This window comes from Mesorhizobium newzealandense (assembly GCF_042682145.1).
GTDB classification, from domain to species: Bacteria; Pseudomonadota; Alphaproteobacteria; order Rhizobiales; family Rhizobiaceae; genus Mesorhizobium; species Mesorhizobium newzealandense.
Map to the genome: position 1 here is coordinate 1 of NZ_JBHUGZ010000019.1, position 12,621 is coordinate 12,621.

Annotated in this window: 11 protein-coding genes; 5 read left to right on the forward strand and 6 right to left on the reverse strand. The window is 63.2% G+C overall.

All coding sequences use genetic code 11. From position 1 onward, the window contains the following. Positions 1 to 3 precede the first annotated feature (3 nt). Complete coding sequence (ettA, locus tag ACFSOZ_RS28450) at positions 4 to 1,653, reverse strand: energy-dependent translational throttle protein EttA (protein WP_379103499.1); 1,650 nt, start codon at positions 1,651 to 1,653, stop codon at positions 4 to 6. Positions 1,654 to 1,929: 276 nt separating this feature from the next. Between ettA and ACFSOZ_RS28455 the strand changes: the two genes are divergently transcribed. Then, on the forward strand, positions 1,930 to 3,216 hold the full coding sequence (locus ACFSOZ_RS28455) for a GGDEF domain-containing protein (RefSeq protein ID WP_379103502.1): 1,287 nt from the start codon (positions 1,930 to 1,932) through the stop codon (positions 3,214 to 3,216). A 62-nt stretch (positions 3,217 to 3,278) separates the two neighbouring features. Here the strand turns inward: ACFSOZ_RS28455 and ACFSOZ_RS28460 are convergent, their stop codons facing one another. After that, entirely contained in the window at positions 3,279 to 3,884 is a 606-nt protein-coding gene (locus ACFSOZ_RS28460; RefSeq protein WP_379103504.1) for a hypothetical protein, read from the reverse strand. A 95-nt stretch (positions 3,885 to 3,979) separates the two neighbouring features. Further along, positions 3,980 to 4,987 carry a ribonuclease T2 family protein gene (locus ACFSOZ_RS28465; protein WP_379103506.1) on the reverse strand — a complete coding sequence of 336 codons (1,008 nt, stop codon included), beginning with the start codon at positions 4,985 to 4,987 and terminating at the stop codon, positions 3,980 to 3,982. Positions 4,988 to 5,174: 187 nt separating this feature from the next. On the opposite strand from ACFSOZ_RS28465, the gene ACFSOZ_RS28470 reads away from it, so the two are divergent. From ACFSOZ_RS28470 to ACFSOZ_RS28480, 3 genes are all read left to right on the forward strand, one after another. Then, positions 5,175 to 6,107 carry an alpha/beta fold hydrolase gene (locus tag ACFSOZ_RS28470; RefSeq protein ID WP_379103508.1) on the forward strand — a complete coding sequence of 311 codons (933 nt, stop codon included), beginning with the start codon at positions 5,175 to 5,177 and terminating at the stop codon, positions 6,105 to 6,107. Between the two features lie 138 nt (positions 6,108 to 6,245). Next, positions 6,246 to 7,421, forward strand: a complete 1,176-nt coding sequence (locus tag ACFSOZ_RS28475) for a CaiB/BaiF CoA transferase family protein (protein WP_379103511.1) — start codon at positions 6,246 to 6,248, stop codon at positions 7,419 to 7,421. Further along, entirely contained in the window at positions 7,418 to 9,067 is a 1,650-nt protein-coding gene (locus ACFSOZ_RS28480) for a thiamine pyrophosphate-binding protein (protein ID WP_379103513.1), read from the forward strand. The genes ACFSOZ_RS28475 and ACFSOZ_RS28480 overlap by 4 nt, the downstream gene beginning before the upstream one ends. A gap of 51 nt (positions 9,068 to 9,118) precedes the next feature. On the opposite strand, the gene ACFSOZ_RS28485 is transcribed toward ACFSOZ_RS28480, so the two are convergent. Beyond that, positions 9,119 to 9,562, reverse strand: coding sequence for a CHRD domain-containing protein (locus ACFSOZ_RS28485; RefSeq protein WP_379103515.1), 444 nt, complete (start codon positions 9,560 to 9,562; stop codon positions 9,119 to 9,121). Positions 9,563 to 9,712: 150 nt separating this feature from the next. Next, a complete protein-coding gene (locus tag ACFSOZ_RS28490; protein WP_379103517.1) occupies positions 9,713 to 10,996 on the reverse strand; it encodes a cystathionine gamma-synthase family protein in 1,284 nt (427 codons plus the stop codon). A gap of 123 nt (positions 10,997 to 11,119) precedes the next feature. On the opposite strand from ACFSOZ_RS28490, the gene ACFSOZ_RS28495 reads away from it, so the two are divergent. Further along, positions 11,120 to 11,578 carry an Lrp/AsnC family transcriptional regulator gene (locus tag ACFSOZ_RS28495; RefSeq protein ID WP_379103519.1) on the forward strand — a complete coding sequence of 153 codons (459 nt, stop codon included), beginning with the start codon at positions 11,120 to 11,122 and terminating at the stop codon, positions 11,576 to 11,578. Between the two features lie 49 nt (positions 11,579 to 11,627). Here the strand turns inward: ACFSOZ_RS28495 and ACFSOZ_RS28500 are convergent, their stop codons facing one another. Further along, positions 11,628 to 12,599: an ABC transporter substrate-binding protein gene (locus ACFSOZ_RS28500; protein WP_027045953.1), complete on the reverse strand. Its 972-nt coding sequence runs from the start codon at positions 12,597 to 12,599 to the stop codon at positions 11,628 to 11,630. Between the last annotated feature and the right edge of the window lie 22 nt (positions 12,600 to 12,621).

Consider the following 12,621-nt stretch of genomic DNA (forward strand, 5'->3'; position numbering starts at 1 on the left):
CCCTTACCGCGTCAGCCTCTTGTAGGTCATGCGGTGCGGGTTGACGGCATCCGGCCCGAGGCGGCGGATCTTGTCCTGCTCGTAATCCTCGAAATTGCCCTCGAACCATTCGACATGGCTATCGCCCTCGAAGGCGAGGATATGCGTCGCCAGGCGGTCGAGGAACATACGATCGTGCGAGATGATGACCGCGCAGCCACCAAAATTTTCCAGCGCGTCTTCGAGCGCCGCCAGCGTTTCCGTATCGAGATCGTTGGTCGGCTCGTCAAGCAGCAGCACGTTGCCGCCGGTCTTCAGCATCTTGGCCAGGTGCACGCGGTTGCGCTGGCCCCCGGAGAGATTGCCGACCTTCTGCTGCTGGTCGCCGCCACGGAAGTTGAACGAGGCGCAATAGGCACGCGTGTTGGCCTCGAACTTGCCGAGCTTGACCACTTCGGCGCCGCCGGAAATCTCTTCCCAAACCGTCTTTGACGGATCGAGCGCATCGCGGCTCTGGTCGACATAGCCGAGCTTGACCGTTTCGCCGACGCGGACAGAGCCGGCATCCGGCTTTTCCTGGCCGGTGATCATGCGAAACAGCGTCGTCTTGCCGGCGCCGTTCGGACCGATGACGCCGACGATGCCGCCGGGCGGCAGCTTGAATTCCAGGCCGTCGATCAACAGCGTATCGCCAAAGCCCTTCGACAGGCCTTCGGCCTCGATCACCACATTGCCGAGCCGCTCGCCATGCGGAATGACGATCTGTGTGTCGCTCGGACGCCGCTTGTCGGCGGCATCCAGCAGATCCTGGAACGCCTGGATACGCGCCTTGGACTTGGTCTGGCGGGCTTTCGGGCTGGACTGGATCCACTCGCGCTCGCGGCCGATGGCGCGCTGGCGGGCGTCATCCTCTCGGCCTTCCTGCTTGAGCCGCTTGGCCTTGGCTTCGAGGTATTTGGTGTAGTTGCCCTCATAGGGAATGCCGCGGCCGCGGTCGAGTTCGAGGATCCAGCCGGTGACATTGTCGAGGAAGTAGCGATCGTGGGTGATGATCATCACGGCGCCCGGATAGGCGCGCAGATGCTTTTCCAGCCACGCCGTGGTTTCGGCGTCGAGATGGTTGGTCGGTTCGTCGAGCAGCAGCAGGTCAGGCTGGCGCAGCAGAAGCTGGCAAAGCGCCACGCGGCGGCGCTCGCCGCCGGACAGCTTGGTGACCTCGGCTTCCTTGGGCGGGCAGCCCAGCGCTTCCATCGCCATCTCGACCTGTTGTTCGAGATCCCACAGGTTCAGCCGGTCCATCTCGTCCTGGAGTTTGGCCGACTCGTCGGCCGTCTCGTCGGAATAGTTCATCATCAATTCGTTGTAGCGTTCGATGACGGCGGTCTTGGCGGCAACGCCTTCCATGATGTTCTCGAACACGGTCTTGGCCGGATCGAGCGCCGGCTCCTGTGCCAGGTAGCCGACGGTGGCGCCTTCGGCCAGCCACGCCTCGCCGTTCCACTCCTTGTCGAGCCCGGCCATGATCTTGAGGATCGTCGACTTGCCCGAGCCGTTGGGGCCGAGGATGCCGATCTTGGCATCCGGATAGAAGGACAGATGGATGTTCTCGAGCACCTTCTTGGTGCCATAGGCCTTGTTGAGGCCGGCCATGTGATAGATGAACTGGCGTGCCACGCGCGCTTTCCCTGAAAAACTGACTGGCCCAGAGAAACTGACTGGATTTGTCAAATTGAATGGAGGTTGGCCGCTATGTAGGCGATGCGGCGGCGAACGGCAATCGCTTTTGCCTCATCTAGCCGGCCACACGCGGAAGTGTCCGCCAACCGCTGAAGTTTTCCACCGGCCACGGGACGCGATGAAAGCTCCGTTAACCCTTCCGCGTCAAAACAGGTTCGAGGCGGACTCGCTGGTTTGTCGCGATTCCTAAGAGAAGAGATCGGATCGACGGCGTTGCTGAACAGTTTCCTGCTCCTTGCCGAGGCGGTCGTCTACTTCAGCGTCATGGTGACGCTCTTCCGGATCAGGAAGCGCACTGGCCTCGGCGTCTTCGTCTGCGCGCTCGGCGTCATGCACTTTCTCGAGACCTACCTCGCCAGCGTTTTCTACGTCGCCTTGCCGTTCGGCATGGTCTCGCCCGGCTCGGCGGTGCTGTTTTCGGGCAAGCTGGTGATGCTTTTGCTGCTCTACATGAAAGAGGATGCCGCCACCGTCCGCCAGCCGATCTATGGCCTGCTGCTCGGCAACGCGCTGATGATCGGACTGGTGCTGCTGTTGCGCCTGCATGCCATCGCCCCGCTTCCCGACGGCAGGCTCCCCGACATCGGCTTCATCGACCAGATGGGCTGGCTGATGGTGTGGGGCACGACACTGCTGTTCGTCGACGCCATCCTGATCATACTGCTCTATGAAAAGCTCGGGCGTCCTCTGCGCAAGGCACAGTTCGCGCGCGTCCTGATTTCGGTCGCCTGCGTGCTCACCTTCGACCAGGTGGGGTTCTTCACCGCGCTGCATTTCGTCGCCGGCGCGCCGATCGCGGTGTTCTTCGGCGGCTGGTTCGCCAAGATGGCCGCCGCGCTGATCTTCAGCACCATGCTGGTAGCCTATCTCAGATGGTTCGAGGAACGCCAGATCGCGGTGCCGCGCGGACTGACCGACATCTTCGACACGCTGACCTATCGCGAGCGCTACGAAGCGCTGGTCGAACATGTCGGCCGTGACGGCCTGACCGGTCTGCTGCACAGGGGTCGCTTCGACAGCGATGGAGAAGCCGCGGTTCAGGTCAGCCTGCGCACAGCCAGGCCGCTCAGCCTGCTGATCATCGATGTCGACCATTTCAAGTCGATCAATGACCGGTTCGGCCATGCCGAAGGCGACAAGGTGCTGAAAGCGGTTGCAACCCTGCTCGGCGATGCGGCAAGCGCCGAAGACCAGGTGTTCCGGATCGGCGGCGAGGAATTCGCCATTCTCAGTTCGCGCCCGCACTCGGTGGCCAGGCTGTTTGGCGAAAGCATCCGCCACGCCGTCAAGGCCTCCGCCAACACCAGCCGCTTCGAGCTGACCGTCAGCGCCGGCGTGTCCAGCGTCGGCGAAACGACGCGCTGCCTTGCCGATCTGTTCGCGCTTGCCGACCAGCGCCTCTACAAGGCGAAGTCGACCGGGCGCGACCGCGTCGTCGGCGAACCGGGCGGCCACGAAGCCGACACTCCCGTCGCATGGACCCAATCCGCTCAAATCTAGAGCACGATCCCGAAAGTGGAATCCGGTTTCGGATAGAATCGTGCTGCGCAAGCTATGTGCGCTTACGGCGACTTCTTCTGCCGCCGAATGCCGGCCACCGTGGAAACCGCCATCAGCGCGATCGACAGCCATTTCAGCGCGGTGATGATCGGCCCGGCGTCGACGTCGTAGGCGATGAACAGCAGGATGCCCGGCACCAGCAGGCCGCACATGATCAGCATGATGCGGTTGATCTGCCAGGACACTTTTGACGCCAACGCCTCGTCGCCGGGCGCGGAAACCAGCGCCCCCCGCACTGCCTTGCTGGCCACCAGCACAGCCGAAAGGCGCATCGAAACCGGCAGGCCAAGGCCGATGATGAGGAAGGCGTAAGCCGCCAGCAGCAGCGAAAACTTCAGCGCGCTGGTTTCTGCCGGCACCGGGAACAGCACTGCCGCCAGCGGCAGGAAGACGCCGAAAATGCCGAGCGCCGCGATGATGATGAAGATCACCGCATTGACGATCGTGAACATCTGGTAGGTGCCGGCGCCGATCGGTTCGGAGAGCGTTCGCATCCGCGCCCATTCGGCGTCGGTATAGGAAAAGCCCGGCCATTCCATGCGGCCGTCGCTGATCGCGACCATGCCCTTGGCCCAGAAAGCCAGCCGCGCCAGCGCGCTGCTCGTCATGCCATCCATTGCGACCCCCGCCCGAATGATGTGCAACGCAACATAGCACCACGATGCTGCAGAGCGACAGTCCGGTGTCTGCGTTCCGCCAGCGCTTACTGGAATCCGATCGCGTCGACGGTGCCGGTCGGGCAGCCGGCCTTGTTGGTCGGCACCGAAGCCAGCAGCAGGTCCTTGAGCGAGCTGTTGGGGCCGATCGGGCCGGCAAGGCCGAGCGTCAGTTCGCCGATCAGCCGCCTGCCGCTCGACGGATCGATGACGCAGGAGACGCGCACCCGGTCTCCTGCCCCGGCGCCAAAGGCGCCGTCGAAGGCGCCACGGATCTGGTCCGCCGTCAGTTTCCCACCAATGTTCTTGGCAAAGAGATCCCGCACCGGCGAGCCGTTCACCGCACGCATCAGATTGAGCGCGTCGGAGAAATAGTCTTGCTGGCTCTTGCCGTAGCAGGTGCCGTGCTTGATCCACTCATGCCGTTCGAGATGGGAGGCTGTCCCTGGCATCACCTGATCAAGTTCCGTGCGGGTATCGGCCTCCAGGGTGACCGGCGGCAGGTCTTTCCAGTGTGCCGGATTGTCGTTGGCCTTGTCGGCTGCAGTCGCCTGGCAATAGAAATTGCCGTTCGGCTGCGGCCACAGCCCGTGCAAGGTGAAATGCGTGGCGTCGAAATCGCCAGCGCTCTGTGCCTTGCATTCGGTCTTGCTCGACTTGGTCTCGCAGAAGGCCGGCTGCCAGCTCAGCGCGAAGACATATTCAGGCTTGCCCGACGCCGCCGGCTTGCCTTGCCCGCCAGGTGCTGCCGGCACTGTCGCGGCGCTGCTGCCGGAGACATGGCCGCAACTGACTTTCACCCAGCGGCGCTCCGGATCGGCGCCCGGCACCAGGATGAGATAATGCGTCGGCGCATCCTTGTTGCCGGCAAGCAGCTGGTAGCTCTGTCCGGCATCGGTCGAGACATTGCCGGGGTTCTTGCCGTTCTTGATGGCTTGCGTCGCCGGACAGGCCGCATCGGCAACGAAAGTCCCGCTCATCTTGACGTCGGCATGCGCAGCGTTGGCCAGCGACGCCGCCAGCATGGCCAATCCGAAAACAACAGCAATGCGCATAGGGAATCCCCGCTGAAGAAAGTGGCGACAGACTGAAGCTGTCTCCATGTCAGAATTGCGATATTTTGCTGGCCAAACGCAAGAAACATCGTCGCCGAAAATCTGCCGAAGCGGATTGACGCAAAACCGGCACCGGCGCAAACAAAGCTGGCGCCACGGTGGCGGCCAGAGCCTGGAGACCGAGCGCATGTCATTCAGCCAGCAGCGCGTGGTTGCCTCGCCGACCGGTGCCGATCTCAATCTTTTCGTCAGGCAGGCCGATGGCCGGCCACGTGCCGTCGTCCAGATCAACCACGGGCTGGCCGAGCACGCCGCGCGCTATGCCCGCTTTGCCGATTTTCTCGGGCCACGCGGCTTCCATGTCTATGTCCACGACCATCGCGGCCACGGCGCAACCAAGGCCCCCGATGCGCCGCTCGGCAGATTCGCCGACAGGGACGGCTCCGCCAAGGTGATCGCCGATGTCGACGCCATTCATGATCTCATTGCCCGCGAACAGCCGAACCTGCCGGTCATCCTTTTCGGCCATTCGATGGGCGCGTCCGTTGCGCTGAACTTCCTTTTGAGGCACTCGCCACGGGTTCATGGCGCGGCGATCTGGAACGGCAATTTCTCGCAAGGCCTGCTCGGCCAGCTTGCCTTGGGTATCCTTGGCTGGGAAAGGATGCGGCTGGGCTCGGATGTCCCCTCGCGCCTGCTGCCGAAACTTACCTTCCAGGCCTGGGGCAAGGCGGTGCCCAACCACCGCACGCTGTTCGACTGGCTGTCACGCGACGCGGCGGAAGTGGCGAAATACACCGCCGATCCGCTCTGCGGCTGGGATGCCTCGGTGTCGATGTGGCGCGACGTCGTCGGCATGGCGCTGAACGGCGGCAAGGATGCTGGCTTCGCCGGCATCAGGCGCGACCTCCCCGTCAGCATCGTCGGCGGCGAGAAAGACCCCGCATCGGATTGCGGCAAGGGGATCACCCACCTTGCCAATCGCATGCGCAAGATGGGCTTTTCGAATCTCGTTTCAAAGGTTTACGCCGACACCCGCCACGAAAGCCTGAACGAGGTGAACCGCGACATCATCATGGTCGATTTCGCGGCCTGGGCCGAAACCGTGCTGAAGCGATGAAGGCTTGGCCCAGCGCAAGGGCCGTGACAGCAGCGCAAGGTGTTGATAGTGCATGACGCCCCAAAGTGTGCAGCGGTTTTGGGACAACGACATGCACAACAGAAAATCCGCTGCGGTTCCGACCAATTCTGGTGATTTATGGCCGAACCCCCGCTGAAAGGCGTCCGCGTCGTCGAACTCGCCCGCATCCTTGCCGGGCCCTGGGCCGGGCAATTGCTTGCCGATCTCGGCGCCGACGTCATCAAGGTCGAAAGCCCCGATGGTGGCGACGACACCCGCAAATGGGGCCCGCCTTTCGTCATGGGCAAGGACGGCGAGAACCTGTCGGCCGCCTACTACCATTCCTGCAATCGCGGCAAGCGCTCCATCGCCATCGATTTCTCGACGCCGGAGGGCGCCGAGACCGTGCGCCGGCTGGTCGAGAGTTCGGATGTGCTGATCGAGAACTTCAAGCTCGGGGGCCTCAAGAAATACGGCCTCGATTTCGGCAGCCTGAAGAAAATCAACCCCCGCCTCGTCTATTGCTCGATCACCGGCTTCGGCCAGGATGGGCCCTACGCGCCACGCGCCGGCTATGATTTCATCATCCAGGCCATGGCCGGCATGATGTCGATCACCGGCGAGGTCGGACGTGAGCCGCAAAAGGCCGGCGTCGCTATCTCCGATATCTTCACCGGTCTTTATTCGGTCATCGCCATCCAGGCGGCGCTTCGCCATGCCGAACAGACCGGCGAAGGCCAGCACATCGACATGGCACTCTTCGACACCCAGATCTCGGCGCTCGGCAACCAGAACCTGAACTATCTCGTCTCCGGAAAATCGCCGGTGCAGATGGGCAATGCGCATATGAACATCGCGCCTTACGAGGTGGTGCCGGTCAGGGATGGCCACATCATCCTGGCCGTCGGCAATGACGGCCAGTTCGCCAAATTCTGTGCCGCAGTCGGATTGGACGATTTGCCTGCAAATCCCGACTTCGCCACCAATCCTGCCCGGGTCGCCAACCGGGTCAAGCTGCGCGAACACATGATCGAGGCCCTGAAGATTTTTGATCGTGATCCGCTGCTGGCAAGGCTGGAAGCGGCCAGCGTGCCGGCGAGCCCGATCAACACGATCGGCCAGATGTTTGCCGACCCGCAGACCATCGCCCGCGGCATGCGGCTCGACCTCGACGACGGCCATGGCAATCTTCTGCCGTCGGTGCGCGCGCCGATGGTCATGTCCGGCACGCCGCTCGTCTATGAGCGTCCCTCGCCGCGCCTGGGCGAGCACACGCAAGAAATCCTTGCCGAACTGGAGAAGTCTGGACAATGAAGACCGGCGGACAACTGATCGTCGACGCGCTCGAAGCCAACGGCACCGACCGCATCTATTGCGTGCCCGGCGAATCCTACCTGGCGGTGCTCGACGCGCTGCACGATTCAGCGATCCGCACCATCGTCTGCCGCCAGGAAGGTGGCGCCGCCATGATGGCCGATTGCCACGGCCGCCTGACCGGCAAGCCCGGCATCTGCTTCGTCACCCGCGGCCCCGGCGCCACCAACGCCTCGGCCGGCATCCACATCGCCATGCAGGATTCGATACCCGTGATCCTGTTCATCGGCCAGGTCGCCAGTCACGCCAAGGAGCGCGAGGCCTTCCAGGAGGTGGACTACAAGCGGTTTTTCGGCGACATCGCCAAATGGGTGGTCGAGATCGACGATGCCTCGCGCATCCCGGAATTCGTCACCCGCGCCTTCGCTGTGGCGACATCGGGCCGTCCCGGCCCGGTGGTCATCTCGCTGCCGGAAGACATGCTGACCAGTATCGTCGAAGCGCCCGCTGCCTTGCCGCACACAGCGGTTGAAACCCGGCCGGGCGAAGCCGAACTCGACGCGCTGCAGGAATTGCTGGCCAAGGCCAAGCGGCCGTTCGTCATTCTCGGCGGCACGCGCTGGGACGCCGGGGCCGTCGCGCGGATGCGCTCGATCGCCGAGGCGTGGTCGCTGCCGGTCGGCTGTTCCTTCCGCCGCCAGATGCTGTTCGACCACCTGCATCCGAACTATGCCGGCGACGTCGGCATCGGCATCAATCCGAAGCTGGCCACAGTGATCAAGCAGGCCGATCTCGTACTGCTGATCGGCGGCCGCATGGGCGAAATGCCATCGTCCGACTATACGCTCTTGAAAAGCCCCTACCCCAACCAGACGCTGGTCCATATCCACGCCGACGCCGGCGAGCTCGGCCGCGTCTACCGGCCGGCATTGGCGATCAACGCCTCGCCGGCTGCATTTGTCGAAGCTTTCGCCAAGCGCAAGCCGGCCTCAGCGCCGACCTGGGCAGCAGAGACGCCAAATCTGCATGCCGCCTATCTCGACTGGTCGACGCCGCCGGAAAGCGGCCCCGGCCCGGTCCAGATGGGGCTGATCATGAACTATCTCGAAAAGATGTTGCCCGACGACGCCATCCTCACCAACGGCGCCGGCAATTACGCCACCTGGGTGCACCGCTTCCACCGCTTCCGCCGCTTCGCCACGCAGGCAGCACCGACGTCAGGCTCGATGGGCTATGGCACCCCTGCCGCAGTCGCCGCGAAAGAACTCTTTCCGGAGCGCACCGTGGTCGCCTTCGCCGGCGACGGCTGCTTCCTGATGAATGGGCAGGAGTTCGCCACCGCCGTCCAGTATGACCTGCCGATCGTCGTCGTCGTCGTCAACAACGGCATCTACGGCACCATCCGCATGCATCAGGAGCGCGAATATCCTGGCCGCGTCGTCGCCACCGATCTCAAGAACCCCGACTTCGCGGCCTTGGCTCGCGCCTATGGCGGCCACGGCGAGACGGTCGAGAAGACGGCGGATTTCGCCGCGGCCTTCGAGCGTGCCCGCGCCAGCGGCAAGCCGGCGATCGTCGAAATCCGGCTCGACCCGGAAGCAATCACGCCGACCCGGACGATGACCCAGATACGCGACAAGGCATGATCGAACAAAAAAGGGGCGGTCGCCCGCCCCTTTTGTCCGATATGGCTTGCGCTATTTCGCGGTCTCGATCTGGCCGCGGATTTCGCCGTCCTTGTTGGCCGCCGTGTGCACGTTGACATAGTCCTTGCCAGCGATCAGGTCGGCGGCCTGCGCGTCGGTCAGGACAGCCGAACCCTTGATCGGGCTCTTCAACTTGCCTTTGAACGGGATCGCCACTCCGGCGTTTTCACCAATCGCGGCCGGGCCGTGAATGTGTCCGGCGGTGGCTGGCCCGCTCAGCCCGGAATATTTGACGTTCCAGCTGAGCTTCTTGGTAACCGTGTCGAAGGTGAGAGCGGCCGTGCCCTTGCCTTTCGTGGTGACCGGCGGGTTCTGCTGGGCCCCGTCGAGCGTCGCTTTCAGCTTCACCGTCTCGGCCAGGGCCGGCGATGCCATGAGGAAGGACGCCGAGATGGCCAGGGCCGAAAGCATTGGTGCCAAGGAATGGATACGCATGAGACTCTCCGTTTGCTGGATGACATCCTCCACGGCTCCCCGGCGCGCGGATGTATCGACAGAACGCTTACAGGCGTGGATGGCTCCGCGCGAGTAACGCTTCCGTGCAAACTGTCGGACCGCGATGTCCCGGACGTTCGAAGGGCGGCGTCAGACCGCCGCTAGCGCCTGCGTCAGGTCGGCGATCAGATCGTCCGGATGCTCGACACCGATCGACAGCCTGACCGTGGTCTCCAGCACACCGATGCGCTGGCGCACGTCGAAGGGAATGCCCGAATGGGTCATGGCCGCCGGATGGCTGGCCAGCGATTCCGTTCCGCCAAGGCTCACCGCCAGCTTGAAGATTTGCAGGCCGTTGAGAAAGGCGAAGGCCGCCTTCTCGCCACCCCGTATGTCGAAGGAGAATGTCGAGCCGGCGCCCGTGCATTGCGCCCGGTAGGCGCGGCCCCCCGGCGTGTCCTCGCCCAGGAACGGCAGATAATGCACCTTCTCGACCTTGGCATGATCGCGCAGGAATTCGGCGACCATGCGCGCATTGTCGTTGGCCCGCTCCATGCGGATCGACAGCGTCTCCAGCGAGCGGCCCAGCATCCAGCAGGAATGCGGGTCGAGCTGCGTGCCGATCGCGCCACGCAACGCCTTGATCGGCTTGGTGACCGCCTTGCTGCCCATGGCGGCGCCCGCGATCAGGTCGGAATGGCCGCCGACATACTTGGTCAGCGAATAGACGGACACATCGGCGCCATGTTCGATCGGCCTCTGGAATACCGGTCCGAGCAGCGTGTTGTCGCAGACGACAATCGGCGTCGACCCTTGGCCAGCGCCAATCTCGTCGGCGATCCTGCGCATCAGTGCGATGTCGACCAGGCTGTTTGTTGGATTTGACGGCGTCTCGATCAGGATGACCGAGACACGGCCCTTCGCGACTGCGGCGTCGGCTGCCGCGCGGACCGCGGTCTCGTCGACGCCATCCGCGAAGCCGACAGCACCGATGCCGAAGCCGGAAAGGGTGCGCGTCAAAAGCGTCTCGGTACCGCCATAGAGCGGCTGCGAATGCAGGATGACGTCGCCCGGCCGGGCATAGGCGAGCAGTGTCGTCGCGATCGCCGACATGCCGGATGAAAACAGGATGCAGGCATCCGTCCCCTCGTAGATCGCCAGCCGGTCCTCGACGATCTCGCTGTTGGGATGGTTGAAGCGCGAATAGACCAGACCTGACGCAGTGCCGCTCGGCGGCTCCTTGCGGCCGGACGTATAGTCGAAGAAGTCGCGTCCCTCTTCCGCCGACTTGAACACGAAGGTCGAGGTCAGGAACACAGGCGGCTTGACCGCGCCCTCCGAGAGCTGCGGATCAAAGCCATAGCTCAGCATCAGCGTCTCCGGGTGGAGCTTGTGGTTGCCGATATGGGTTTTCGACGGGCGCGGTGCGGGCATGGTTTTTTCCTGCTCTTCGAGGAGTGTTGCACGGCAATTTATGCGATCCTCTTCGGCCAGTCCTTGCTATTTTTGGGCTTGCATGGCTGCATCTTCGCAACAAATTGCCTGGAGTGGCCGAAAGTGCAGCAGAAGATAGCCGATGATTTCGACCGCAGGATTCTGCGTGAACTGCAGGCCGACGCCCGCATCACCAACAACGAGCTTGCCGAGCGCATCGGCCTGTCGCCGTCACCCTGCCTGCGGCGGGTGCGGCGGCTGGAGGAAACCGGCGTTATCAGAGGCTACACCACGCTGGTCGACCCTGCTGCCTTCGGCTGGAGCATGGTCGCCATCGCCACCGTCCGGCTCAGCCGTCAGAACGAGGACGAGATCGTCATGTTCGAGGACGCGATCCGCGGCTGGGAAGAGGTGCTGGAATGCCACCTCGTCACCGGTTCGCGCGACTATGTGCTGAAGGTGGTGACCGGCAGCCTCGAACTGTACGAGCGCTTCATAAAGGAAAAGATCGCGCGGCTGAAATGCGTCGCCTCGATCGAAACCAGCTTCGTCATGAACACCATAAAGGAACGGCGCCTTTGACACATGGCCAAAGGCGCCGCGCTTGAGATCAAGACGTCGCTGACTAGGCTTACTTGACCGCCTTGTCGGTGATGGCGGTGGTGTAGGCGCCGGTCGGCTCCTTGGTGATGATCTTCTGGTCGAGCAGCGCCTTGGCGGTACGCTCGTAGGTCGCCGGGTCGAGCTTGCCGTCGGCATTGTCGACCAGCTTGGCGACTTCGCTCATCATCCGCTTCTGGTGGTTCTCGTCCTGACCGCCACCGTCCATGACGATGCCTGCGGCTTCGTCATTGTTGTCGATGGCATACTTCCAGCCCTTCATCGAAGCGCGCACGAAACGCACCATCTTGTCCTCGAAGGCCGGATCCTTGAGCTTGTCTTCCGACGCATAGAGCCCGTCCTCGAGCAGGTCGTTGCCCATCGCCGAATAGTTGAACACGGTCAGCTGTTCCGGCTTGTAGCCGGCGTCGATCAGTTGCCAGTACTCATTGTAGGTCATGACCGAGATGCAATCCGCCTGCTTCTGGATCAGCGGCTGCACGTCGAAGCTCTGCTTGAGCACGGTGACGCCGTCCGCGCCGCCATCGGTCTTCAGGCCGAGCTTGTTCATCCAGGCGTAGAACGGATATTCGTTGCCGAAGAACCAGACGCCGAGCGTGTGGCCCTTGAAGTCAGCCTCGGTCTTGATCGGGCCGTCCTTCGGGCAGACCAGCTCCATGCCGGCCTTCTTGAACGGCTGGGCGATGTTGACCAGCGGAACGCCCTTTTCGCGGGCCGCCAGCGCGCCGCCCATCCAGTCGACGATGACATCGGCGCCACCGCCGGCGATCACCTGCTCAGGCGCAATGTCGGGACCGCCCGGCTTGATGTCTACGTCGAGACCCTCGGCCTCATAGAAACCCTTGGCCTTGGCGACATAGTAGCCGGCAAACTGGGCCTGCGTGACCCATTTCAGCTGCAACGTCACCTTGTCGGCGGCCATCGCCTGGAACGCGGCAAGCGACATCGCGCCGGCCAGAACAGGAATAACAAGTCTTTTCATCTTTTTACCCTCTGAAGTTAGT

What these genes read in the sequence shown, in the direction of transcription:
- ACFSOZ_RS28460 (WP_379103504.1), bottom strand. Translation starts at nt 3,884, where the DNA reads ATGACGAGCAGCGCGCTGGCGCGGCTGGCTTTCTGGGCCAAGGGCATG.
- ACFSOZ_RS28465 (WP_379103506.1), bottom strand. Translation starts at nt 4,987, where the DNA reads ATGCGCATTGCTGTTGTTTTCGGATTGGCCATGCTGGCGGCGTCGCTG.
- ACFSOZ_RS28470 (WP_379103508.1), top strand. Translation starts at nt 5,175, where the DNA reads ATGTCATTCAGCCAGCAGCGCGTGGTTGCCTCGCCGACCGGTGCCGAT.
- ACFSOZ_RS28475 (WP_379103511.1), top strand. Translation starts at nt 6,246, where the DNA reads ATGGCCGAACCCCCGCTGAAAGGCGTCCGCGTCGTCGAACTCGCCCGC.
- ACFSOZ_RS28480 (WP_379103513.1), top strand. Translation starts at nt 7,418, where the DNA reads ATGAAGACCGGCGGACAACTGATCGTCGACGCGCTCGAAGCCAACGGC.
- ACFSOZ_RS28485 (WP_379103515.1), bottom strand. Translation starts at nt 9,562, where the DNA reads ATGCGTATCCATTCCTTGGCACCAATGCTTTCGGCCCTGGCCATCTCG.
- ACFSOZ_RS28490 (WP_379103517.1), bottom strand. Translation starts at nt 10,996, where the DNA reads ATGCCCGCACCGCGCCCGTCGAAAACCCATATCGGCAACCACAAGCTC.
- ACFSOZ_RS28500 (WP_027045953.1), bottom strand. Translation starts at nt 12,599, where the DNA reads ATGAAAAGACTTGTTATTCCTGTTCTGGCCGGCGCGATGTCGCTTGCC.